Raw genomic sequence first — 24,232 nt, forward strand, 5'->3', positions numbered from 1 at the left:
ATGCGAACGCGAGCGCCTAGATTAAAGAGCACGATGCGTGCGCCTTTCGCAAGCGCATCGTTCCCCACATATATCATCGGCCCGGCTTGGCATGCGGCCGCGCCGACTCGAACGGAGGCGCAAATGGCTCAACTCAAGGGCAGCAAAACCGAAGAGAATCTGAAGGCCGCATTCGCGGGCGAGTCGCAGGCGAACCGGCGCTATCTGTATTTCGCTTCGAAGGCCGACGTCGAAGGCCAGAACGACGTCGCCGCGCTGTTCCGCTCGACCGCCGAAGGCGAAACGGGCCACGCGCATGGCCACCTCGAATATCTGGAAGCCGTCGGCGATCCGGCCACGGGTTTGCCGTTCGGCTCGTCGCGGCAGAATCTCGAATCGGCGATCGCCGGCGAAACGCACGAATACACCGACATGTATCCAGGCATGGCGAAGGCCGCGCGCGACGAAGGCTTCGACGAAATCGCGAACTGGTTCGAGACGCTCGCGAAAGCCGAGCGCAGCCACGCGAACCGCTATACGAAGGCGCTGGACGGTCTCGTCGACTGACGCGGGCCCACGCAAGGCCGCATGGCCCGCCGCGGCATGGCGCGCGGCCGGCCGTGCGTCGATCGCCGTCCGCATCGCGCGGGCGGCGCGCCCGCGCGCATGCGCGCCATGCTGGAGCGCCTCATGCCCCACAAGGAAGGCAGTCTCGAAGCCCCGACCCGGCATCCGCTCGACTGGCAGTCCGACGCGTTCTACGATCAGGCCGCGATCGATGCGGAAATGACGCGCGTGTTCGACATCTGCGCGGGATGCCGGCGCTGCGTGTCGCTGTGCGGCGCATTTCCCACGCTGTTCGATCTCGTCGACGACACGCCGATGGGCGACGTCGAGGAGGTGTCGAAGGCGGCATTCGGCAAGGTCGTCGACCAGTGCTATCTGTGCGATCTCTGCTACATGACGAAGTGTCCGTACGTGCCGCCGCACGCATGGAACGTCGACTTCCCGCACCTGATGCTGCGCGCGAAGGCCGCGCGCTACCAGCGCGGCGAAGCGACGCTGCGCGACAAGGTACTGTCGAATACCGACGCGCTCGGCCATCTCGCGGGCATTCCGGTCGTCACGCAGACTGTGAACGCGGTGAATCGCACGCCGCCCGCGCGCCACGCACTCGAAGCGGCGCTCGGCGTCGATCGCAACGCATGGCTGCCCGAGTTCGCGCCGCGCAAGTTCCGGCGCGCCGCGAAACGCTCGGACGGCCCGCCGGTGCGCGACGGCGAGCGCACGCCCGGCAAGGTGGCGATCTACGCGACGTGCTACGTGAACTTCAACGAGCCGGGCATCGGTCACGACCTGCTCGCGATCCTCGCGCACAACGAGATTCCGTACGAGCTCGTCACGCGCGAAGCGTGCTGCGGGATGCCGCTGCTCGAGCAGGGCAACCTCGCGGGCGTCGCCGCGAAGAAGGCCGTGAACCTGCCGGTGCTGGCGCGCTATGCGCGCGAAGGCTATGCGCTGATCGGCGCGATCCCGAGCTGCGTGCTGATGTACAAGAGCGAACTGCCGCTGATGTTCCCCGGCGACGAAGCCGTGCGCGCGGTGGCCGACGCATTCTGGGATCCGTTCGAATACATGATCGCGCGGCACCGCGACGGGCTGCTGAAGACCGATTTCAAGAACGGCCTCGGCACCGTGTCGTATCACGTGCCGTGTCACGCGCGCGTGCAGAACATCGGCCGCAAGACGGCCGACACGCTGTCGCTCGTGCCCGATACGCGTGTCAACGTCGTCGAGCGCTGTTCGGGGCACGCGGGCACGTTCGGCGTGAAGAAGGCATTCCATGCGGACGCGATGCGCATCGGCGCGCCCGTGTTCAAGGCGATGGCCGAGCCGAAACCGGATGTCGTGTCGTCGGACTGCGCGCTCGCCGGCCATCACATCGAGCAGGGCATCGGCGAACACGGGCTGCCGGCCGCGCCGCTCGCGCATCCGCTGACGCTGTTGCGCCGCGCGTACGGCATCTGAATCGATCGCGCCGTGACGACATCGACGACATTCGAGGACATCCCATGACGCTGACCCGCGACTCGCTGCTGACGCTCGAAGCGTACGCGAAGATCCGCAAGGCCGAACACGCGCGGCTTGTCGCGTACAAGCGCCGCCGCGCGGTGGCGCTCGGCAACCATCTGCGCTTCCTGTTCGAGGACGAGACCACGATCCGCTATCAGATCCAGGAGATGCTGCACATCGAGAAGATCTTCGACGAAGCGGGCATCGACGGCGAACTGGAAGCCTATCTGCCGCTCGTGCCGGACGGCACCAACCTGAAGGCGACGCTGCAGATCGAATACGAGCACGAGGCCGAACGGCGCGCGGCGCTCGCGCGGCTGATCGGTGTCGAGGATCGCGTGTACCTGCGCGTCGACGGGCATCCGGATGTTTATGCGATCGCCGACGAGGATCTCGATCGCGACAACGCGGAGAAGACGTCGGCCGTTCACTTCGTGCGCTTCCAACTGAGCGGACCCGTGCGCGCGGCGCTCAAGGACGGCGCGGCGCTGTCGATCGGCTGCGACCATCCGGCCTATACGGTGCCGCCGCAGCGCATCGATGCGGACGTGCGTGCATCGCTCGTCGGCGATCTGCGCTGACGTGCGGCCGCCTGATCGCCCGCTTGCCCGCCGCCGTCGCCGAGGATGTAACAAACCTGCCCGGACTTGCCTGCCGGAGAACAATGTGCGCTGCCTGCCGCGGCGCTTTCATCATCCGCAGAGAAACAATAAAAAGATTGTGCACGGAGATAATTCAGTTGATCCGTATTCGAACGATTTACCGATCCGTGAATATCTTGTTACGAATTTTTCCCTGATTTACCGAATTCGGGAAGCAATTCGACCGAGTGTTTCAGGAGAGGGTCGGAACACCCGTTGAAGCCTGTTGTAAGGACTCCCTCAACCTCCCGCAAAGCCCCGCCAGACGGGGCTTCCCAGCGTCGGGCATAACGATCGCGTAAAAAAATTCAAGCGTAAATAGATTGCGCATCCATGGCAGGTTGTTTCAGTGAGTAACATTAAGTCATTGTCATATTGAGATAAACCCTGAGGGTGGTATGCTTCGTGCACAAAAATTCCCACATTGGAGTGAGACCGTGATTTGTGCGCCATTGCCGGGAATGGCGGCACCGTGAAAGTGCGGTGCCGCGCCGGCGTGCACAACATTCGGATAACCATAAATGTGCAACCGGGCCGCCCCGTGACGCGATGCGTGACGACGGCGCCGCCAATCGCAGCCCCGGCCTGGCTGCGTGGAGAGATCTACTATGTTCTTCGATGAGCTTAACGATGAAGAGTGGTTTCGTCTTTCAACGCTGATCGCCGATGAACCCATCCGGCTGAACCGTCGCGGCCGTCCACGAGCCGAGCCGCGCGTCGTCGCCAACGCGGTCCTCTGGATCCTGACGACCGGTGAAGCCTGGTCCAAACTGCCCGGGCGTTATCCGTCCGGGCCGACGTGCCGCCGCCGCTACGAAGAGTGGCTCGCGAACGGCACGCTGCTGCAGATGATCGACGTGCTGACCCAGTTCAGCGGGCGCTCGTTCGCGTACGTTCCGCCGCCGCCCGTGCCGGTCGCGCCGGTATGCCGCGCGGAGCCCGTGCCCGACAACGACCGGCTGCGCGGCGTGTTCTGGCAGAACCCCGAGTCGTGGCAACTGCCGGTCGCGCAGGCGAGCGCGTGGGGCGGCGAAGGGGCGACGCTTGCCGCGATGCCGAGCGACGACGCGGCTGAGTCGTCCGATGCGTCGTTTTCGGTGCCGGGCGCGGCGCCCGCCGGGCTGCGCCACGGGCGTCCGACCGCGGCGAGCTTCGCCGCGGCCGAACCGCAAGTCGACGAATATCGCGGCTATACGATCTGCGGTCTGGCGCAGCCGGTGCAGAACCTGATGTATCGCGCCTGGGCCGAGATCATGCAGGACGACCGGCGCGTCGAGCGCTCGGGCCTGATCGGCCCGCGCTTCACCGATGCCGACGAAGCGGAGCAGTACGCGCTCGACTGGGCGCGTCAGTGGATCGATCGCCATGGTGCGAGCGACGAGCCGGCGCACGCGCCGCAAAGCGAGGTGCTGGCCGGCTTGTCCGTGCTGGCGCGGGCGGAGTCGGACATCAAGCGCTTCATCGCCGAGCGTCACGCGGGTGCGCTGTCCGAGAGCCGCAACGATCCCGTGCAGTCGGATCGCCGCGAGTATGCGTACCGCGTAGGTTGATCGTCATCCGAACGAAAGCGCGCGGGCCGTCGTGTGCCGCGATGCCCGCGCGATCTCCTGGTTGTCTTCCCGTTTCTCCGTCATGCCGGGCGCGCCGTCGATGCGGCGTGCCCGGCATGCGTTGCCGCGTCATTCGCGGCCGTAGGTATCGTCGAAGCGAACGATATCGTCCTCGCCGAGATACGCGCCCGACTGCACCTCGATCAGTTCGAGCGGCATCTTGCCCGGGTTCTCGAGACGGTGCGACACGCCGAGCGGGATGTACGTCGATTCGTTTTCGGACAGCAGGAACGTTTCTTCGCCGCGCGTGATGCGCGCGGTGCCGCGCACGACGATCCAGTGTTCGGCGCGGTGGTGGTGCATCTGCAGCGACAGGCGCGCGCCCGGCTTCACGACGATGCGTTTCACCTGGAAGCGTTCGCCCATGTCGACCGAATCGTAATGGCCCCACGGACGATGCACCTTGCGGTGATCGGTGGCTTCCGTGCCGCGTACGGCCTTGATGCGGCCGACGATTTTCTTCACGTCCTGCACGCGGGACTTGTCGGCGACGAGCACGGCGTCCGGCGTTTCGACGACGACGAGGTTCTGCGTGCCGACGCACGCGACGAGCCGGCTTTCCGAATGCGCGAAGGTCGACTCGGCGTTTTCGAACAGCACGTTGCCGCGGCCGACGTTGTCGGCGTCGTCCTTCGGCAGGATTTGCCAGATCGCGTCCCACGAGCCGACGTCCGACCAGCCGGCATCGAGCGGCACGACGACGCTTTCGCACAGCAGCGGCTGGTTCGCGAGCGGCTCCATCACCGCGTAGTCGATCGAGTTCGACGGCGATGCGGCGAAGGCGTCGCGATCGACGCGGAAGAAGTCGCCGTCCTGCTTGCCCTGCGCGACGGCGCGCTCGCAGGCTGCGTAGATGTCGGGTTCGAGCTGGCGGATCGCGTTCAGCCAGACCGATGCGCGCACGATGAAGATCCCGCTGTTCCACCAGTATTCGCCGGATGCGACGTACTGCTGAGCGAGTTCGAGATGCGGCTTCTCGACGAAGCGATCCAGGCGGCGCACGTCGAGGGCGCCCGTCGCGGCGTCGCGAAGCGGCGCGCCGACGCGGATATAGCCGTAGCCCGTTTCCGCACGGGCCGGCACGATGCCCATCGTCGCGATCTTGCCCTGGGCCGCGCAGTGCACGCCGGCCGCGACGGCCGCGTGAAAGCGCGGCAGGTCGGCCACCGCGTGGTCGGCCGGCATCACGGTCATCACGGCGTCGCCGCCGGTCGCGACGATCCGCAGCGCGGCGAGCGTCAGGGCGGGCGCGGTGTCGCGGCCGAGCGGTTCGAGCATGATCGACGCGGATTTGCCGGCGACGCGCAGTTGTTCCGCGGTCGTGAAGCGGTGATCCTCGCCGCACACGATCAGCACGTCGTCGTTCAGCGGGTGGCCGGTCTCGAGATCGTCGAGGCGCAGCGCGGTGGATTGCAGCAGCGAATGATCGCCGAGCAGGCCGATCAGCTGTTTCGGATAGTGTTCGCGCGACATCGGCCACAGGCGCGTGCCCGAACCGCCGGCAAGGATCACCGGCTGCACCGCGACGCGCGTACCGGCGTCGCTTGCGGCGGAAGAAGATTGGCGCGTATCGGCTACCACGGCCGGAGCATTCATGATGACACTCTCCTCGATTGAAGTCAGGCCTGTTTGTAGCATGAAGTAAATCGACAATAAAACCGGGCTTGTTGCACGATATTCGCGAAATACGTATCCGGGAAAATTTTCCGCGATAGCATCGGATGCAAATAAAAAAATAAAAAATAATTCGGTGAAGCACCCGGGATCGCCTTCCTGCAAAGGGTTGGCGGAATCCGTAAAAATTTCGAAAACTTCCCGATTCATGCTGGATTCGGGAAAACCTGCCGATTTAATTCCAGAATATCGCGGCAAGAATTTCCGATTATTTTTCGAAATACTTGTGCGCTTGAGAGTGGATTTTCTTACCGCTTCAATAGCGTCATGCAACGTTTGAATCGAATGTGCGGCATGGGCTGCGCAAGGAGCTGTTCGGCAAACGCCTGTTCAGAGAGGAAGCAGACATGTTGAGCGTGCTGGCGAGAGTCATCGATATCGCGATGGTCGTGACGGGGGCCGTGCTCGCCGCGGCGCTGCACGGCGGCGGCGTCTGGCTCAACGACCTGCAGCGCACGATGGTGCTGTTCGACTGCCTGCTCGTCGTCGTGTGCTTTCCGGCGTTCGGCATCTACCAGTCGTGGCGCGGCAAGCGTCTGGTCGGGCTGATGGGGCGCGTCGCGTTCGCGTGGCTGGTGGTCGAGCTGGCCGGCATCCTGATGAGTTTCAGCTTTCACCAGTCGGGCGAGCTGTCGCGGTTGTGGCTCGGCTACTGGGCCGTCACGACGATGACGCTGCTGGCCGGCTCGAAAGCATGCGTGCATGCGGTGCTGCGCCGGTTGCGTCGCGGCGGCTACAACCTGAAGGCGGTCGCGATCGTCGGCGGCACGCCGGCGGCGCGGCGGCTGATCGCGCAGATGCGGGCGCGGCCGGAAGCGGGCTTCAACCCGGTGTGCGTGTACGACGAAAGTGCGGCGGCGGGCGACGTGGCGCTCGACGACGTGCGTATCGAGCGGCAGTTCGAATCGCTGGTATGGCTCGTGCGCAGCCGCGCGATCCGCGAGCTGTGGCTCACGCTGCCGATCGCGGAAGAGCGCCGGATGCACCAGATCGTGACGGTGTTTCGCCACGACTTCGTGAACATCCGCTTCATCCCGGACGTGCGCAGCCTGTCGTTCTTCAACCAGGAAGTGGTGGAGTTGCTCGGCGTGCCGGCGATCAACCTGGCGGCGTCGCCGATCACCGACGTGCGGATCCTGCCGAAGTTCGTGTTCGACCGGCTGTTCGCACTGGCGGCGCTCACGATGCTGGCGCCGGCGATGCTGCTGATCGCGTGCCTGATCAAGCTGACGTCGCGCGGGCCGGTGTTCTTCCGCCAGAAGCGCAAGGGCATCGACGGGCACGAGTTCGAGATCTACAAGTTCCGCTCGATGAAGGTGCACCAGGAAGTGGCCGGGCAGGTCACGCAGGCGACCAAGAACGACACGCGCGTGACGCCGGTCGGCCGGTTCCTGCGCCGCACGAGCCTCGACGAGCTGCCGCAGTTCATCAACGTGCTGAAGGGCGAAATGTCGGTCGTCGGCCCGCGGCCTCATGCGCTCGCGCACGACGACATCTACAAGGATCTGGTCAAGGGCTACATGTTCCGTTACCGGATCAAGCCGGGCATCACCGGGTGGGCGCAGATCAACGGCTTTCGCGGCGAGACCGACCAGATCGAGAAGATGATGGGCCGCGTGAAGCTCGACCTGTACTACATGCAGAACTGGTCGTTCTGGCTCGACATCAAGATCGTCGTGCTGACGCTGTGGAAAGGCTTCACCGGCAGCAACGCTTACTGAGTCGAGCGCGCCCGGGCCCGCCGCTGCGCCGCGAGGCCGCGCGACGGACATTCCCCCGGGAATCCGGTTTTACGAATTTCGAATCATTGGTCAAGAGGTCCGACACATCATGAATCTGACTATCATCGGCAGCGGTTATGTAGGTCTCGTCACCGGCGCCTGTCTCGCCGACATCGGGCACGACGTGTTCTGTCTCGACGTCGACCAGGCGAAGATCGACGTCCTGAACAACGGCGGCGTGCCGATCCACGAGCCGGGCCTCAAGGAAGTCATCGCGCGCAACCGCGCGGCGGGCCGCCTGCGTTTCTCGACCGATGTCGAGGCCGCGGTCGCGCACGGCGACGTGCAGTTCATCGCGGTCGGCACGCCGCCCGACGAGGACGGCTCGGCCGACCTGCAGTACGTGCTCGCGGCCGCGCGCAACATCGGCCGCTCCATGAAGGGTTTCAAGGTGATCGTCGACAAGTCGACGGTGCCGGTCGGCACGGCCGAGCGCGTGCGCGCGGCCGTCGCCGACGAGCTCGCGAAGCGCGGTGAAGGCGACCAGATGTTCTCCGTCGTGTCGAACCCGGAATTCCTGAAGGAAGGCGCGGCGGTCGACGATTTCACGCGGCCGGACCGCATCGTGATCGGCTGCGACGACGACGTGCCGGGCGAGCGCGCGCGCGAACTGATGAAGAAGCTGTACGCGCCGTTCAACCGCAACCACGAACGCACGCTGTACATGGACGTGCGCTCGGCCGAATTCACGAAGTACGCGGCCAACGCGATGCTCGCGACGCGTATCTCGTTCATGAACGAGCTGGCGAACCTCGCCGACCGCTTCGGCGCCGACATCGAGGCCGTGCGCCGCGGGATCGGCTCCGATCCGCGCATCGGCTATCACTTCCTCTATGCCGGCTGCGGCTACGGCGGCTCGTGCTTCCCGAAGGACGTCGAGGCGCTGATCCGCACCGCCGACGAGCACGGCCAGGCGCTGCAGATCCTGCAGGCCGTGTCGGCCGTCAATGCGAACCAGAAGCGCGTGCTGGCCGACAAGATCGTCGCGCGCTTCGGCGAGGACCTGACGGGCCGCACGTTCGGCATCTGGGGCCTCGCGTTCAAGCCGAACACCGACGACATGCGCGAAGCGCCGAGCCGCGAGCTGATCGCCGAACTGCTGTCGCGCGGCGCGCGTATCGCCGCCTACGATCCGGTCGCGCAGCAGGAAGCGCGCCGCGTGCTCGCGCTCGATCTCGCGGATCACCCGGACTGGCTCGCGCGCCTGACCTTCGTCGACGACGAGGCGCAGGCCGCGCACGATGCCGACGCGCTCGTGATCGTCACCGAATGGAAGGCATTCAAGAGCCCCGATTTCGTCGCGCTCGGCCGGCAGTGGAAGTCGCCGGTGATCTTCGACGGCCGCAACCTGTACGAGCCGGAGACGATGACCGAGCAGGGCATCGAATACCACCCGATCGGCCGGCTCGGCTCGCGCCAGGCCGTCGCCGCCCGCGTGCCGGGCGCCGTGCGCGCGAACGCGTAACCGGCGCGCCTCCGTTACCCGTCACCCGAATCGAGACGCCATGTTCCGGAACATCCTGATCGTCTGTCACGCGAACGTCTGCCGCAGTCCGGCAGCGGAAATGCTGTTCAAGTCGCATGCGGCGTCGCGCGGCGGCCCGCGCGTGACGTTCCACTCGGCCGGCGTCCGTGCGAACGACGGCGACGGCATCGATCCGGTGATGCGGCAATTGCTTGCCGAGCGCGGCGTCGATGCGACGACGCACCGCTCGCGGCGGCTGTCGCGCCGGATCGTGCGCGACGCCGACCTGATTCTCGTCAGCGAGCGCGAACAGATCAAGGCCGTCGAATCGGTCGATCCGTTCGCGCGCGGCAAGGTCCATTTGCTGGGCAAGTGGGAGGACGCCGAAATCGCGGATCCGCATGGCGGCCCCGAGGCCGACTATCGCGAGAGCTACTCATTGATCGAACGCCTGGTTCAAGGATGGCTGCAAAAACTATGCTGAAACGTCCCATGCGCCCGCTGGCGCTCGCCGTCGCAATGACGACATTCCTGTCGGCCTGCGCGACCGCGCCCGGCAACTATCTCGACTCGTCGAACCTGAAGGACGAAGGCCGGCAAGGCCAGGCCGAGACCTATCCGGTTCATTACATCGACGCGAAGCTGGTGATGGATCAGTTGCAGAAGCAGCAGGTCGACCACCCGCTGCCGCCGGGCCGCTATACGGATCCGTCGCAGTACGTGTACCGCGTCGGTCCGCAGGACATCCTCGGCGTCACGGTGTGGGATCACCCCGAGCTGACGACGCCGCAGGGCCAGTCGTTCTCGAGCGGCGGCAATACGACGCAGTCGGTCGCCGGTGCGCTGCAGCAGCCGTATACGACCGCGCTGCCGGGCCAGGCCGATCCGTACGGCCAGACGGTCGCCGCCGACGGCACGATCTTCTTCCCGTTCGTCGGCCGCATTCATGTGGCGGGCAAGACGGTCGCGCAGATCCGTGAACAGATGGCCACCACCCTCGCGCGCTACGTGAAGAATCCGCAGCTCGACGTGCGCGTGCTGTCGTTCCGCAGCCAGAAGGTGCAGGTGACGGGCGAGGTGAAGCAGCCGGGCCCGCTCGCGGTGAGCGACGTGCCGCTGACGCTCGTCGACGCGATCTCGCGCTCGGGCGGCTCGACCAGCGATGCCGACCTGCAGCGCGTGCGGCTCATGCGCGACGGCAAGCTGTACACGCTCGACGCGAACGGCGTGCTCGATCGCGGCGAAGTGAAGCAGAACGTGATGCTGCAGCCGGGCGACATCGTCAACGTGCCGGACCGCAGCGACAGCCGCGTGTTCATCATGGGTGAGGTCAAGACGCCGGTCACCGTGCCGATGCTCAAGGGCAAGCTGACCATCGCCGACGCGCTGACCGCGGGCGGCGGCATCCTCGACACCGATGCGAACCCGCGCAAGATCTACGTGATGCGCGGCATGCGCGACAACCCGACGAAGCCGGAAGTCTTCCGGCTCGACATGACGCAGCCGGATGCGCTGATGCTGTCGAGCCGCTTCCCGCTGCAGCCGCTCGACGTCGTCTACGTCAGCACGGCCAGCTCGGTGCAGTTCAACCGCGTGCTGCAGCAGGTGCTGCCGACGATCCAGACGATCTTCTACATGCGGCAAATCACGCGCTGATAGCCCGCCGGGGCGGCGCCTCCGCCCCGGCACCACTCAAGCGGGAACGAATGGTGAACACGCAAGCGAAACACTCCTACGCGGATCTGACCGCGAAAACCGAGGAAGAGGACGTCGTCCTCGGCCAGCTGCTCCAGGTGATCATGGACGACATCTGGCTGCTGCTCGGCATCGCGGTGACGGTCGTCGCGCTCGCCGGCCTCTACTGCTACGTCGCGAAGCCGGTGTACCAGGCCGACGTGCACGTGCGCGTCGAGGGCAACGACAACACGACGCAGGCGCTTACGCAGACGCAGACGGGCGCGATGATCAACAGCGGTCCGCAGCAGGCGCCGACCGATGCGGAAATCGAGATCATCAAGAGCCGCGGCGTCGTCGCGCCGGTCGTCGATCAATTCAAGCTGAACTTCTCGGTCGTGCCGAAGACGATTCCGCTGCTCGGCAGCCTCGCCGCGCGCATGGCGACGCCGGGCGACCCGGCGCGGCCGTGGCTCGGCCTGAAGTCCTACGCGTGGGGCGGCGAAGTGGCCGACATCGACACGATCAACGTCGTGCCGGCGCTCGAAGGCAAGAAGCTGACGCTGACGGCCGGCCCGAACGGCACCTACACGCTGGTCGACGAAAACGGCAACCGGCTGCTGTCGGGCCGCACCGGCGAGTCGGAGCAGGGCGGCGGCGTGACGCTGCTGGTGCAGAAGCTGGTCGCGCGTCCAGGCACGCAGTTCACGGTGGTCCGCTACAACGATCTCGACGCGATCACCGGCTTCCAGTCCGGCATCCAGGTGACCGAGCAGGGCAAGCAGACGGGCGTCGTGCAGATCTCGCTCGAAGGCAAGAATCCGGACCAGACCGCCGCGATCGCGAACGCGCTCGCGCAGTCGTATCTGAACCAGCACGTGATCGCGAAGCAGGCCGAGGCGACCAAGATGCTCGACTTCCTGAAGAGCGAGGAGCCGCGTCTGAAGACCGACCTCGAACGGGCGGAAGCCGCGCTCACGGAATATCAGCGCACGTCCGGCTCGATCAACGCGAGCGACGAGGCGAAGGTCTATCTCGAAGGCAGCGTGCAGTACGAACAGCAGATCGCCGCGCAGCGCCTGCAGCTCGCATCGCTCGCGCAGCGCTTCACCGATTCGCACCCGATGGTGATCGCCGCGAAGCAGCAGCTCGCGGAACTGCAGGCCGAGAAGGACAAGTTCAGCAACCGCTTCCGCAGCCTGCCGGCGACCGAAGTGAAGGCCGTCCAGCTCCAGCGCGACGCGAAGGTCGCCGAGGACATCTACGTGCTGCTGCTGAACCGCGTGCAGGAACTGTCGGTGCAGAAGGCCGGCACGGGCGGCAACATCCACCTCGTCGATTCGGCGCTGCGTCCGGGCGATCCGGTCAAGCCGAAGAAGGTGCTGATCCTGTCGGCCGCCGTGTTCCTCGGGCTGATCCTCGGCACGGGCATCGTGTTCCTGCGCCGCAACCTGTTCCAGGGCATCGAGGATCCGGACCGCGTCGAGCGCGCGTTCAATCTGCCGCTGTACGGGCTCGTGCCGCAAAGCGCCGAGCAGGTGAAGCTCGACGCCGCGGCCGAGAAGGGCGGCGGCCGCGCGCGGCCGATCCTCGCGAGCCTGCGTCCGAAGGACCTGAGCGTCGAGAGCATGCGCAGCCTGCGCACCGCGATGCAGTTCGCGATGATGGATGCGAAGAACCGCGTGATCGTGCTGACCGGCCCGACGCCGGGCATCGGCAAGAGCTTCCTGACGGTCAACCTCGCGGTGCTGCTCGCGCATTCGGGCAAGCGCGTGCTGCTGATCGACGCCGACATGCGCCGCGGGATGCTCGACCGCTATTTCGGCCTCACCGCGCAGCCGGGCCTGTCCGAGCTGCTGAGCGACCAGTCGCCGCTCGAGGAGGCGGTCCGCGAGACGCCGGTGCAGGGCCTGTCGTTCATCTCGGCCGGCACGCGGCCGCCGAACCCGTCGGAGCTGCTGATGTCGACGCGCCTGCCGCAATACCTCGAAGGGCTCGGCAAGCGCTACGACATCGTGCTGATCGATTCGCCGCCGGTGCTGGCGGTGACCGACGCGACCATCATCGGCCGCATGGCCGGCGCGACGTTCCTCGTGCTGCGCTCTGGCATGCATACCGAAGGGGAGATCGCCGACGCGATCAAGCGCCTGCGCACCGCGGGCGTCGATCTGGAAGGCGGGATCTTCAACGGCGTGCCGCCGAAAGCGCGTGGCTACGGTCGCGGCTATGCGGCCGTGCATGAATACCTGAGCGCTTGACCGCATTGCACGACACCGGGCCGGTGCGAGCCGCATCGGCCCGGCCGACTGGAGAACCTCGATGAAAATTTCCGTGCTCGTTCCGACCTATCGGCGTCCCGCCGACCTCGCGCGCTGCCTGCTGGCGCTGCAGCGCCAGCAGCGGCTGCCCGACGAGGTGATCGTCGTCGCGCGCCCGGAGGACGACGCCACGCACGAGCGTCTCGCCGATCCGTCGGTCGGCGGCGCGCTGCCGCTGCGCATCGTGCCGGTCGACGTGCCGGGGCAGGTCGCCGCCCTGAACCAGGGGCTCGACTCGGCGACCGGCGACGTCGTCGCGATCACCGACGACGACGCGGCGCCGCGCGCCGACTGGCTCGCGCGCGTCGAAGCCGCATTCCAGGCCGATCCGCGCGTCGGCGCGGTCGGCGGACGCGACTGGGTTCACGAGAAAGGCCGCGTGCTCGACGCGTCGCGCGAACGCGTCGGCCAGCTCACGCTGTCCGGCAAGATCGTCGGCAACCATCATCTCGGCGTCGGCGGCGCGCGCGAAGTCGACATGCTCAAGGGCGCGAACATGAGCTACCGGCGCGCCGCGATCGAGCGGCTGCGCTTCGACACGCGGCTGCGCGGCGCCGGCGCGCAGGTGCACAACGACATGGGCTTCAGCATGCACGTGCAGCGCGAAGGCTGGAAGCTCGTCTACGACCCGGCGATCGCGGTCGATCATTTTCCGGCCGAACGCTTCGACGACGACCGGCGCGATGCCGCGTCGCTCAACGCGATCAGCAACGGCGCGTACAACCTGCATCTGATCCTGCGCGAGCATCTGCCGCCGCTGCGGCGCGAGATCGCGTGGTGGTGGTGGTCGCTGGTCGGTACGCGCGTCTATCCCGGCTTCGCGCACGTGCTGCTGTCGCTGCATACCGGCAGGCGCGAACGGGTGCGCGAGCACTGGCGCGCAGTGCGCCGCGGCGCCCGCGATGCGCGCCGCGCGAACCTTGCCCCCCACCGCGCGGCGATGCCGCCGGTGACGTCTTGAACGGGCCGCGCGCATTGCGCACGGCCACACCCGGAGGGCCTGAAATGGTACGACCCCCACGCTCACTACGTTCACTGCCCCCCGAGGGGGCGGCCAGTCTCCTTGGGGCGGCCCGGCGGAGGCTGACATGACTCCCACGAAGGTTCACGTTCACCTGTTTTACGGCGCCGACCCGCGTACCTACCGGAAAGGCGAGAACATCGGCTGCCTGTACGGTTATCACCACGCGGAATCCGACGAATTCCGGCTCACCTATTCGCAGGACCGGCGCGAGGGCCGCATCGCGAGCCTCGCGCGCCGCGGCCTGAAGGCGGCGCTCGGCTTCGACGTCGTGCACGCATGGCGCAATCGCGCCGCGCTGCTGAACACCGACGTGATCTGGACGCACACCGAGCAGGAACACCTCGCCGCCGCGCTGATCCTGAAGCTGGCCGGCGCGCACGGCAAGCGTCCGCTGCTGCTCGCGCAGAGCGTGTGGCTGTTCGACAAGTGGGGCACCTTCGGCGGCCCGCGCCGCTGGCTGTACCGCAAGCTGCTCGCCCGCGCCGACGCGCTGACCACGCTCGCCCGCGACAACGCCGAGCTGTGCCGCCGCTATCTCGGGCGCGATGCGGAGTTCGTGTACTACGGCCTGAACACGCAGGATTTCCCGCTTACCGACCCGCAACGGTGGCAGCCGAACCGGCCGCTGCGGATCGCGGCGATCGGCAACGACCGCGATCGCGACTGGCGCACCTTCCTCGCCGCGTTCGGTGGCGACGCGCGCTACGACGTGCGGCTCGCGACGCGCCGCCGCGTGCCGCGCGAGTGGCATGCGCCGAACGTGCGGATCGGCTCGGCGTCGGGGCTCGCGAAGCAGCACGAGCTGTACGCATGGGCCGACGTGATCGTCGTGCCGCTGCGGCCGAACTTCCACGCGTCGGGCATCACCGTGATGCTCGAGGCGGCGGCCGTCGGCAAGCCGATGATCGTGTCCGACGTCGGCGGGCTCAGCGACTACTTCCCGCACGATACGGCCGCGTACGTGCCGCCGTTCGACGCGCAGGCGATGCGCCAGGCCGCCGACCGCCTCGTGGCCGACCCGGCTGCCGCGCTCGAATGCGCGCGCGCCGCGGCGCAATGCCTGCGCGAGCGCGACCTGACCACGCAGGCGTTTGCCGAACAGCATGTGCGGATCACGCGCGACATGCTGCGCCGGCGTCGCACGCCGGCCGCCGCGGGCCTGGCGATGCCGCTTGCGGATTCGCGCCCTTCGTCGCGGTGAGTACGGATCGATGAGTACGATTGCCGCCGAACGCGCGCCGTCGCGCACCCGCAGCTGGTTCGCCGAGCCGAAGCACTGGGCCGGGCAGGCCGGACTGTGGGCGCTGACCGCCGCGCTGATCGCCATTCACCAGGGAAGAATACTGACGCTCGCGTTTCCGGTGCTGGCCATCGCGGTCGGCCTCTGGCTCTATTTCAAGAGCCCGGCGCGCTACGTCGGCTTCATGTGGTGGGTGTGGTTCCTCAGCCCCGAGGTGCGGCGCCTGGCCGACTGGTCGAAGGGCGCCTTCACGCCGACGAGCCTGATCCAGGTCGCGCCGCTCGCGGTGACGATGATCGCCGGCCTCGGGCTGTTGCGGCACTACCGCGTGCTCGCGCAGCGGCGCGGGATTCCGGTGCTGTTGATCCTCTTCGGGCTCACGTATGCGTATCTCGTCGGGATCGTGTCGAGCGGCGTGATGGCCGCGACCTACGACCTCGCGAACTGGGTGTACCCGGTGCTGATCGGCTTTCACATCATGGTCAACTCGCGCGACTACCCCGAGTACCGCGACGTGCTGCTGTCCACCTTCATGTGGGGCATGCTCGTGATGGGCGTGTACGGCGTCGTGCAGTACTTCGTGATGCCGCAGTGGGACGTGCTGTGGATGGTCGGTTCCGACATGGGCTCGCAGGGCGAGCCGGTGCCGTACGGCGTGCGCGTGTTCAGCACGATGAACTCGTCCGGGCCGTTCGCGTTCGCGATCATGGGCGCGCTGGTGTTCGTGTTCGCGGCGCCGCAGAAGGTCCGCTGGTTCGCCGGCGCGGCGGGCTTCGTGTCGTTCGCGCTGTGTCTCGTGCGCTCGACGTGGGGCGGCTGGGTGATCGCGCTTGCGATCCAGCTCGTGCAGTCGAGCAACCGCGTGCGGATGCGGATCCTCATCAGCGGCGTCGTGCTGGTCGGGCTATGCGTGCCGCTCCTGACCGTCGGGCCGGTGGCCGACCGGCTCGGCCAGCGTCTCGAATCGATCACGAACCTGAAGGACGACCGCAGCTACGACGACCGCAACAAGTTCTACGCGACGTTCGCGCAAACGGCGTTCACCGACGTCGCCGGCGAAGGGATGGGCGCGACCGGCGCGTCGACCAAGCTGTCGAGCGACAGCGGCGAGCTCGGCAAGTACGGCAGTTTCGACAGCGGCGTGATGAACGTGCCGTTCGTGCTCGGCTGGCCTGGCACGCTGCTGTATCTCGCGGGCGTCGTGATGCTGTTCGGCCGCACGCTGCGCGCGGCGTTCAAGCTGCGCCAAGACAAGTTCGTCGGCGCGTGCCTGAGCCTGTGCCTGTCGACGTTCGCGATGCTCGTGTTCACGAACTCGCTGATCGGCACGGGCGGCCTGCTGATGTTCACGGCCATTTTTTCCATACTATCCGCGGCGCACTGGCAGAAGGCGCAGCGCCTGCCGGCCGCCGCGCGTTCACCGGGAGGCGACCATTGAGGATCGCGATCGTCACGCACGTCGTGCGTCATAACGACGGGCAGGGCCGCGTCAATTACGAAATCGCGCGCGCGGCGCTGGCCGAAAACTACGAGGTCACGCTGATCGCGTCGCACGTCGCGCCGGAGTTGCTGGCCGACCCGCGCGTGCGCTGGGTGCCGGTGAAGGCCGGGCGTTTCTGGCCGTCGAATCTCGTCAAGCAGCAGGTGTTCGCGCTGAAGAGCGCGTGGTGGCTCCGCGCGCATCGCGGCGAATACGACGTGCTGCACGTGAACGGCTTCATCTCGTGGATCCGCGCCGACGTGAATACCGCGCACTTCGTGCACGGCGGCTGGTTCAAGAGCCCGTATTACCCGTTCGGACTGACGAAGGGCGTGTGGTCGGCCTACCAGTACGTCTATACGCGCGTGAACACCGCGCTGGAGCGCTGGGCATACCGCCGCTCGCGCGCGATTACCGCGGTGTCGCAGAAGGTCGCCGACGAGATCGCCGGGCTCGGTATCGACAGCCGCAAGATCAGCGTGATCTACAACGGCGTCGACGGCAGCGCGTTCGCGGGCGCGCAGGCCGACCGCGCGGCGTTCGAGTTGCCCGGCGACGCGTTCCTGCTGCTGTTCGTCGGCGACCTGCGCACGCCGCGCAAGAACCTCGGCACCGTGTTGAAGGCGCTGACCCGGCTGCCGGCGAACGTCCATCTCGCGGTGGCCGGCTATCTGCCCGGCAGCCCGTATCCGGAAGAGGCGCGCGCGCTCGGCATCGCGTCGCGCGTGCATTTCCTCGGGCTCGTGAAGAACATGCCGACGCTGATGCGCTCGGTCGACGCGTACGTGTTCCCTTCGCGCTACGAAGCGATGAGCCTGTCGCTGCTGGAGGCGATGGCGGCCGGGCTGCCGGTCGTCACCGCGCGCACCGCGGGCGGCGCGGAAATCATCACGCGCGACTGCGGGATCGTGCTGGAGGACCCGGACGATCCGGACGCGCTCGCGCAGGCGATCGGCTCGCTTGCAGCGTCGCGCGACACCTGCCGCGCGATGGGTGCCGCCGCCCGCGAATTGATGACCCGTTTCGGCTGGGCCCACATGGGCGCCCAGTACGTCGCGCTTTACCGGCGCATCGGCCAACCCTCGCAGCCGTCCGCTTTCGAGCGGGTCGAGCATGCGGTCACGCAGGAGCAATCGTGATGTCTTCTTCTTCCCGGCCGATCAAATCGTTGCAAATCGGCATGCACTGGTTTCCCGAACGCGCGGGCGGCCTCGACCGGATGTACTACTCGCTCGTCGGCGCGCTGCCGGGCGCGGGTGTCGAGGTGCGCGGGCTCGTCGCCGGCTCGCCGAAGGTCGCCGACGACACGGGCGGCGCGATCCAGGGCTTCGGTCCCGCGTCGCAGCCGCTCGCGCGCCGGATGCTCGCCGCGCGCCGCGCGTTGCGCGATGAAATTCGCAGCGACCGGCCGGACGTGATTTCGTCGCACTTCGCGCTCTATACGTTCCCCGGCCTCGACGTGACGCGCGGGATTCCGCAGGTGTCGCACTTCCAGGGGCCGTGGGCCGACGAAAGCCAGGTCGAGGGCGCCGCATCGCTCGGGCAGCGCGCGAAGCGCTATCTCGAACAGGCCGTCTATACGCGCTCGTCGCGGCTGATCGTGCTGTCGCAGGCGTTCGGCCAGATCCTGACGAACCGCTACGGGATCGATCCGTCGCGCGTGCGCGTGATTCCCGGCTGCGTCGATACCGCGCAGTTCGATACGCCGCTCACGCCGGGCGAGGCGCGCCACAAGCTGCAATTGCCGCAGGACCGGCCGATCGTGCTGGCCGTGCGCCGGCTCGTGCGGCGCATGGGGCTGGAGGATCTGGTCGACGCGATCGGCATGGTCAAGCGCCGCCATCCCGACGTGCTGCTGTTGATCGCGGGGAAGGGCAAGCTCGCCGAGGAACTGCAGCAACGCATCGACGCGGCCGGGCTGCAGGACAACGTGAAGCTGCTCGGCTTCGTGCCCGACCAGCATCTCGCGGCGCTGTACCGCGCGGCCACCGTCAGCGTCGTGCCGACGGTCGCGCTCGAGGGCTTCGGGCTGATCACGGTCGAGTCGCTCGCGTCCGGCACGCCGGTGCTGGTCACGCCGGTCGGCGGGCTGCCCGAGGCGGTCGCCGGGTTGTCCGACGATCTCGTGCTGCCGTCCACCGGCGCCGATGCGATCGCCGAAGGGCTCGGCGCCGCGCTGTCGGGCGCGATCAAGCTGCCGGACGAAGCCGCATGCAAGCGCTATGCGCGCGATCACTTCGACAATGCGGTGATCGCGCGCCGCGTCGCCGGCGTGTACGACGAGGCGATCCGGATGGCGGGTTGAACGAACGCGGCGCGTGAGTGCGCGCCGTCGTTGTCGTCGTCGCGAAGCAGGAACCGGTGCGCACACGTGTGCGTCCGGTTCGCAGGCCGGCCGTCCGATTCGGGCGTGCCGTCATCTGTGCGCCGTCGCCGGCACGTGCCGCGTCCGGGCGCGCGTCGCGGCCCATACGACGAACGCGATCACGCTGACCGCCGCACCAAGCCCGCAGACGCCGGTCCATCCGGCGTGCGCATACATCATCGTCGACGCGATCGCGCCGAGTCCGCTACCGATCGAATAGAACAGCATGTAGCAGCCGACGAGCCGTGCATGCGCATCGGGCCGCGCGCCGAGGATCATGCTCTGGTTCACGACGTGGACGGCCTGTCCGCCTACGTCGAGCAGCACGATGCCGATCACCAGCAGCGCGATCGACGTGCCGCCGAACGCCAGCGGCAGCCACGAGAACGCGAGCAGCGCGAGTGCGGCGCGGGTCGTCGCTTCGCCGAGCCCGCGATCCGCGAGCCGGCCCGCGCGTGCCGCTGCTGCCGCGCCCAGCGCGCCGACGAGCCCGAATGCGCCGATTTGCGTATGCGACATCGAATGCGGTGGGGCGCTCAGCGGCAGCACGAGCGCGCTCCAGAAGATGCTGAACGCGGCGAACATCAGCAGCGCGATCGCGCCGCGCACGCGCAGCACGCGCTCGGTGCGCAACAGCGTCACCATCGAACCCAGCAGCGCCGCGTAGCCGATGCGTTCGCGCGGCGCTTCGGTATCGGGCAGCAGCCGTGACAGTGCGACGAGCATCGCGATCGCGAGCGCGCCCGACACGAGATAGACCGCGCGCCATCCGGCGACGTCGGTGACGACACCCGCCAATGAACGCGCGGCCAGCAGGCCGATCACGACGCCGCCCTGCGCGGCGCCCACCACGCGCCCGCGCTCGCCGGCGCCGGCCAGTGCGGCCGAGCAGGCGATCAGTCCCTGCGTCATCGCGGTGCCGAGCAGCCCGACCGCCACCATGCCCGCGAGCAGCGCGATGCGGGTCGACGATGCGGCCACGCCGATGCACGCCGCCGTCAACAGCAACAGCTGAACGGCGATCAGGCGTTTGCGGTTCAGCAGATCGCCGAGCGGCACGACGAACAGCAGCGCGAGTGCGCAGCCGAGCTGCGTCGCGGTGATGACGCCGCCGACTGCCGCCTGCGATACGCCGAAGTCGCGTGCGATCGAATCCAGCAGCGGTTGCGCGTAGTACACGTTGGCGACGCTCGCCGCGCAGCAGACGGCGAGCAGCGCGACCAGCGCCGCGGACGCGCGCGTGCCGTCGGCCGGACGATCCGCGTGCGGTGCCGCGTTCGCCGCGACGGGGCCTGAATGGCAGGACGATTCCATGGGTTTTTCCTCGTACTATCTAGTTGCAATTTGAAACCAGTGTGAGTGTAGGAAAAGTAGTTTTAAAATGCAACCTGTGAAGCGGCGGGCGACGGGCCCGCGCATGGACGGCCGGCGCCTGCGAAGGCGGCCGGTGCGACAGTGGAGAGGAACATGGCCAGGCAGAGAAGTCTTGCGGATTCGCCGTGCCCGGTGGCGCGGGCGACCGATATCGTCGGCGATCGCTGGGCGTTGCTGATCGTGCGCGATGCGTTCGACGGCGTGCGCCGGTTCGGCGATTTCCGCGCGAGCCTCGGTGTCGCGAGCAACATCCTGTCGGACCGGCTGCGGATGCTGGTGGATGCCGGCGTATTCGACGTGGTGCCCGCGTCGGATGGCAGCGCGTATCAGGAGTACGCGCTGACGAAGAAGGGCGAGGGGCTGTTCCCGATCATCGTGATGCTGCGCCAGTGGGGCGAGGCGAACCTGTTCGCGCGCGGCGAGCCGCATTCGGTGCTGGTGGACCGCAAGACGGGCCGCGCGATCCGCAAGCTCGCGCTGCGGCACGACGACGGCCGGCCGGTGAAGGCGGCGGAGACGGTGGTGCGCAAGGTTGCTGACTAGGGCCGGTTCCCGCTAACGGGCTTGCGCACGCGTCGCCTTGGCGGGCTGCCTCTCGGGGCGCATGCAGGGAGAGATGCGGCGCAATAGCCGTCGCTGTTGCAACGGTGAACGACGCCGTCAGGCGGGCGGAAAGGCACATTCCCCCATTTGGAAAAATTCACGCGTGGCGCTGGCCATCAGAAGGGCACGTTATCAGCGCAAACAGGCGCTGGGCGGCTGCCACGCGCGATCATCTTGCCCGGTTGCGTATCGGCGGAGGGTACGACACGCAACAGTTCAGGCGATTCCGGCGACGCGTGATCGTTCCGCTCAATCGGCCCCGGGCGTTGCCCGGCCGCTCAGTGCCGTTCGCCGCGCCAGCGCCCGGGCGCGACGCCGAAGCGTTTCGTGAATGCGTGCGTGAAGGTGCTCTGATCGGCGAAGCCGACCATGCCGGCGACGTCGACGAGCGGATGACGGCCGTCGGTGAGCAGCACCACGGCCGTGTCGAGCCGCAGCCGCTGCAGGTAGCGATGCGGCGTTTCGCCGAACGCGTCGACGAACAGCTGGTGAAAGCGGCGCATGCCGTAGCCGCAGTGCGCGGCGAGATCGGCGATGCGCAGCGGCTCCGCGAGCCGTGCGCGCAGCCAGCGGTCGATGCGCGCGAAATCGAGGCCCGCGGCGGGTGCGGCAACGCCGGCGTCGCCGAGCAGCGCGTCGCACAGCCGCGCGGCCGCCTGCCACTGGAAACGGTGCGCCCGCGGCGCGTCGCCGGCCGGGCCGTCGAGTTGCGCGGCGGTTGCCGCGACCTGCGCGACCAGCGAGGTCAGCGCAGGGTCGATCGCCACGGCGCGCGCGCTGTCGAACAGCCGCTGCGGCACCGCGAGCGACGCGGCGGGGAGATCCAGCACGAGCTGGCGATTGTCGCCGAGGCCCGCGTAATCGTGGCGCGAGCCGGCCGGAATCAGCCAGGCCGCGTGCCGGTCGATGCGCTGGCCGACGCCGTCCACCGCCATCACCATCGCGCCGTCGACGCCGAGCACGACCTGATGAAAGTCGTGCACGTCCGACGCTTCGCACGTGTCGTAACGGCGCAGCGCGATGGCGGGAGACGGGATGGGTTGCATCGGCGGGACGTCGGCCGGCGGCGTCGTCAGACGTCGAGCAGTTCGACTTCGAACACGAGCGTCGCGTTCGGCGGAATCACGCCGCCTGCGCCGCGCGGGCCGTAGCCGAGTTGCGGCGGGATCGTCAGGCGACGCACGCCGCCGACCTTCATGCCCTGCACGCCTTCGTCCCAGCCCTTGATGACCATGCCGCCGCCGAGCACGAATGCGAACGGGTCGTTGCGGTCCTTGCTCGAGTCGAATTTCTGACCGTCGGTCAGCCAGCCCGTGTAGTGAACGCTGACGGTCTTGCCGGCTTGCGCTTCCGCGCCGGTGCCTTCGGTCAGTTCTTCGATTTTGAGGCCCGATGCGGTCGTGGTGACAGACATGACTTCTCCTGAAAAGGGGTTGGGTAAAACCGCTATTGTAGGCGAGCCCGCAAGGGGCCGCCGCACGCGGCGAGGGCCCGGCGGCAGGCCCGCCGGGATAGTGCGCGGTGTGATGCGCGAAACGCGAATGGAACGCGCGTTTGAATTTTCCGCGAGCCGGATAAACGCGGTTGCACCGCGCGCGTCGCTCGCGTGTATGAATCGGTGCTACCCGGCCGGTCGGCGGCGCGCCACGTGCCGCCGTAAAAATCGCTGAAACGCCCGTGGGGCGGGGCTGCCCCGCCGATCGCGAGTCGTAGCGGCGACGCTCAGTGGCGGCCCGCGAACCGATCCATGCGTTCGAATTTCCGCATCACCGGACGACGTTCGCACGCCGTTTTCCGGGCGCTTTCGACCGTGCCCCGTTTGGAAGCGCGCATCTACCGCGCGGCTTGCGCGCGTTGCCGGCCGCGGCCTATCGTTACATCTGTCGATGTCAGGATTTCGGCGCCGCGCGATGCGGCGCCCGGGCCCGCGCCGGCACGGCCGCAACGGATGCCGGGCCGCCCGAAAACAAGGAGAACGACCAACATGAAGTCAGCCGCTTTCGCTACCGCAGCCGAGGTGATGCCGGTGCGCCGCGACCTGCGCTTCGACCTGCCGGTCGAACGCGCGAAGGACTGGCATGGGCTCGGCCCGCACGTGACCCACTTCTTCAACGCGCTGTCGCTGCTGTTTCCGGCCGGCGAACGCTTTTTCATGGATTCGGTGCGCAACTATCGCGACCGGATCGACGATCCCGTGCTGAAGCGGCAGGTGCTCGGCTTCATCGGCCAGGAAGCGATGCACACGCGCGAGCACGTCGAATACAACGAGCTGATGCAGGCCAACCGGCTGCCCGCGCGCAAGCTGGACAAGCGCGTATGGGCGGTGCTCGGCGTCATGAAGCGCGTGCTGCCGCGATCGGTGCAGCTGGCGCATACCGTCGCGGCCGAACATTACACGGCGATGCTCGCGGACTGGCTTCTGCGCGATCCGACGCGTCTCGACGGTTCGGTCGAAGGCTACCGGCAGATGTGGATCTGGCACGCGCTCGAGGAAACCGAGCACAAGGCCGTGTCCTACGACGTGTGGAATGCCGTGATGAAGCCGGGCGCGGGGCGCTATCTGATCCGCGTCGGCGTGTATCTGCTGACGACGCTGACGTTCTGGCCGACCGTATTCCTGATGCACGTGACGCTGTTGTGGCGCGATCGTCGTGCCGGGCATCACGTGCGCGGCATGCTGCGTGTGCTCGCGTTCCTGTACGGGCCGCGGCGCGGGCTGTTTCCGCGCATCGCGGGCGAATGGCTGAGCTTCCTGCGGCCCGGTTTCCACCCGTGGGACCATGACAACCGCCATCATCTCGCGCGTGTCGAGGCGCTCGTCGCCGCGTATGGCGACCACGATCACGCACCGGCCGGCCGCGGCCGCGCGAACGCGCTCGCGCCGCTCGCATCGGGACGCTGACGTAGCCGCCCGCACCCCCCGTGGCGCGT

General features: G+C 67.6%; 20 protein-coding genes. 16 read left to right on the forward strand and 4 right to left on the reverse strand.

Annotation, left to right across the window (positions count from 1 at the left end):
* Window positions 1-123: 123 nt before the first annotated feature.
* The 4 genes from BME24068_RS18245 (at window position 124) to BME24068_RS18260 (ending at window position 4,243) form a co-directional block, all read left to right on the forward strand.
* The gene (locus BME24068_RS18245; protein WP_096505537.1) at window positions 124-546 is read left to right on the forward strand and encodes a rubrerythrin family protein; all 423 of its coding nucleotides are present in this window, start codon (window positions 124-126) and stop codon (window positions 544-546) included.
* A gap of 123 nt (window positions 547-669) precedes the next feature.
* Window positions 670-2,007 (forward strand): heterodisulfide reductase-related iron-sulfur binding cluster, encoded by a 1,338-nt coding sequence (locus BME24068_RS18250; protein WP_174926910.1) that lies wholly within the window; start codon window positions 670-672, stop codon window positions 2,005-2,007.
* 44 nt (window positions 2,008-2,051) lie between these two features.
* Entirely contained in the window at window positions 2,052-2,633 is a 582-nt protein-coding gene (locus BME24068_RS18255) for a DUF3501 family protein (protein WP_174926911.1), read from the forward strand.
* A gap of 668 nt (window positions 2,634-3,301) precedes the next feature.
* Window positions 3,302-4,243: a transposase gene (locus tag BME24068_RS18260; RefSeq protein ID WP_174926912.1), complete on the forward strand. Its 942-nt coding sequence runs from the start codon at window positions 3,302-3,304 to the stop codon at window positions 4,241-4,243.
* Window positions 4,244-4,372: 129 nt separating this feature from the next.
* Here the strand turns inward: BME24068_RS18260 and BME24068_RS18265 are convergent, their stop codons facing one another.
* On the reverse strand, window positions 4,373-5,899 hold the full coding sequence (locus BME24068_RS18265; protein ID WP_096505530.1) for a mannose-1-phosphate guanylyltransferase/mannose-6-phosphate isomerase: 1,527 nt from the start codon (window positions 5,897-5,899) through the stop codon (window positions 4,373-4,375).
* A 425-nt stretch (window positions 5,900-6,324) separates the two neighbouring features.
* Here BME24068_RS18265 and BME24068_RS18270 point away from each other — a divergent pair, with 425 nt between their 5' ends.
* The 10 genes from BME24068_RS18270 to BME24068_RS18315 all read left to right on the forward strand — a co-directional run bounded on the left by BME24068_RS18270 (window position 6,325) and on the right by BME24068_RS18315 (window position 19,264).
* Window positions 6,325-7,698, forward strand: coding sequence for an undecaprenyl-phosphate glucose phosphotransferase (locus tag BME24068_RS18270; protein WP_096505791.1), 1,374 nt, complete (start codon window positions 6,325-6,327; stop codon window positions 7,696-7,698).
* A 109-nt stretch (window positions 7,699-7,807) separates the two neighbouring features.
* Window positions 7,808-9,223, forward strand: a complete 1,416-nt coding sequence (locus BME24068_RS18275; RefSeq protein WP_174926913.1) for a UDP-glucose dehydrogenase family protein — start codon at window positions 7,808-7,810, stop codon at window positions 9,221-9,223.
* Between the two features lie 40 nt (window positions 9,224-9,263).
* Complete coding sequence (locus BME24068_RS18280; protein ID WP_057924068.1) at window positions 9,264-9,707, forward strand: low molecular weight protein-tyrosine-phosphatase; 444 nt, start codon at window positions 9,264-9,266, stop codon at window positions 9,705-9,707.
* The gene (locus BME24068_RS18285) at window positions 9,701-10,879 is read left to right on the forward strand and encodes a polysaccharide biosynthesis/export family protein (RefSeq protein WP_174926914.1); all 1,179 of its coding nucleotides are present in this window, start codon (window positions 9,701-9,703) and stop codon (window positions 10,877-10,879) included. Before BME24068_RS18280 ends, BME24068_RS18285 begins: the two co-directional genes overlap by 7 nt.
* A 50-nt stretch (window positions 10,880-10,929) precedes the next feature.
* Complete coding sequence (locus BME24068_RS18290; RefSeq protein ID WP_174926915.1) at window positions 10,930-13,155, forward strand: polysaccharide biosynthesis tyrosine autokinase; 2,226 nt, start codon at window positions 10,930-10,932, stop codon at window positions 13,153-13,155.
* Between the two features lie 61 nt (window positions 13,156-13,216).
* Complete coding sequence (locus BME24068_RS18295) at window positions 13,217-14,176, forward strand: glycosyltransferase family 2 protein (protein WP_174926916.1); 960 nt, start codon at window positions 13,217-13,219, stop codon at window positions 14,174-14,176.
* Between the two features lie 127 nt (window positions 14,177-14,303).
* Window positions 14,304-15,440, forward strand: coding sequence for a glycosyltransferase family 4 protein (locus BME24068_RS18300; protein WP_096505520.1), 1,137 nt, complete (start codon window positions 14,304-14,306; stop codon window positions 15,438-15,440).
* Between the two features lie 10 nt (window positions 15,441-15,450).
* The gene (locus tag BME24068_RS18305; RefSeq protein WP_174926917.1) at window positions 15,451-16,917 is read left to right on the forward strand and encodes an O-antigen ligase family protein; all 1,467 of its coding nucleotides are present in this window, start codon (window positions 15,451-15,453) and stop codon (window positions 16,915-16,917) included.
* On the forward strand, window positions 16,914-18,098 hold the full coding sequence (locus tag BME24068_RS18310) for a glycosyltransferase family 4 protein (RefSeq protein ID WP_174926918.1): 1,185 nt from the start codon (window positions 16,914-16,916) through the stop codon (window positions 18,096-18,098). Before BME24068_RS18305 ends, BME24068_RS18310 begins: the two co-directional genes overlap by 4 nt.
* Entirely contained in the window at window positions 18,098-19,264 is a 1,167-nt protein-coding gene (locus BME24068_RS18315; RefSeq protein WP_096505514.1) for a glycosyltransferase family 4 protein, read from the forward strand. Before BME24068_RS18310 ends, BME24068_RS18315 begins: the two co-directional genes overlap by 1 nt.
* 111 nt (window positions 19,265-19,375) lie before the next feature.
* On the opposite strand, the gene BME24068_RS18320 is transcribed toward BME24068_RS18315, so the two are convergent.
* Complete coding sequence (locus BME24068_RS18320; RefSeq protein ID WP_174926919.1) at window positions 19,376-20,638, reverse strand: MFS transporter; 1,263 nt, start codon at window positions 20,636-20,638, stop codon at window positions 19,376-19,378.
* Window positions 20,639-20,791: 153 nt separating this feature from the next.
* Here BME24068_RS18320 and BME24068_RS18325 point away from each other — a divergent pair, with 153 nt between their 5' ends.
* Window positions 20,792-21,241, forward strand: coding sequence for a winged helix-turn-helix transcriptional regulator (locus tag BME24068_RS18325; protein ID WP_096505510.1), 450 nt, complete (start codon window positions 20,792-20,794; stop codon window positions 21,239-21,241).
* 338 nt (window positions 21,242-21,579) lie between these two features.
* Here the strand turns inward: BME24068_RS18325 and BME24068_RS18330 are convergent, their stop codons facing one another.
* Together BME24068_RS18330 and BME24068_RS18335 are read right to left on the reverse strand one after the other, a co-directional pair.
* The gene (locus BME24068_RS18330; protein ID WP_174926920.1) at window positions 21,580-22,347 is read right to left on the reverse strand and encodes an AraC family transcriptional regulator; all 768 of its coding nucleotides are present in this window, start codon (window positions 22,345-22,347) and stop codon (window positions 21,580-21,582) included.
* 26 nt (window positions 22,348-22,373) lie between these two features.
* On the reverse strand, window positions 22,374-22,715 hold the full coding sequence (locus BME24068_RS18335) for an FKBP-type peptidyl-prolyl cis-trans isomerase (protein WP_174926921.1): 342 nt from the start codon (window positions 22,713-22,715) through the stop codon (window positions 22,374-22,376).
* Window positions 22,716-23,285: 570 nt separating this feature from the next.
* Here BME24068_RS18335 and BME24068_RS18340 point away from each other — a divergent pair.
* Window positions 23,286-24,203, forward strand: coding sequence for a metal-dependent hydrolase (locus tag BME24068_RS18340; protein ID WP_174926922.1), 918 nt, complete (start codon window positions 23,286-23,288; stop codon window positions 24,201-24,203).
* Window positions 24,204-24,232 lie beyond the last annotated feature (29 nt).

It is taken from the genome of Burkholderia anthina (assembly GCF_902498995.1).
In the GTDB taxonomy this organism is placed as follows: domain Bacteria; phylum Pseudomonadota; class Gammaproteobacteria; order Burkholderiales; family Burkholderiaceae; genus Burkholderia; species Burkholderia anthina.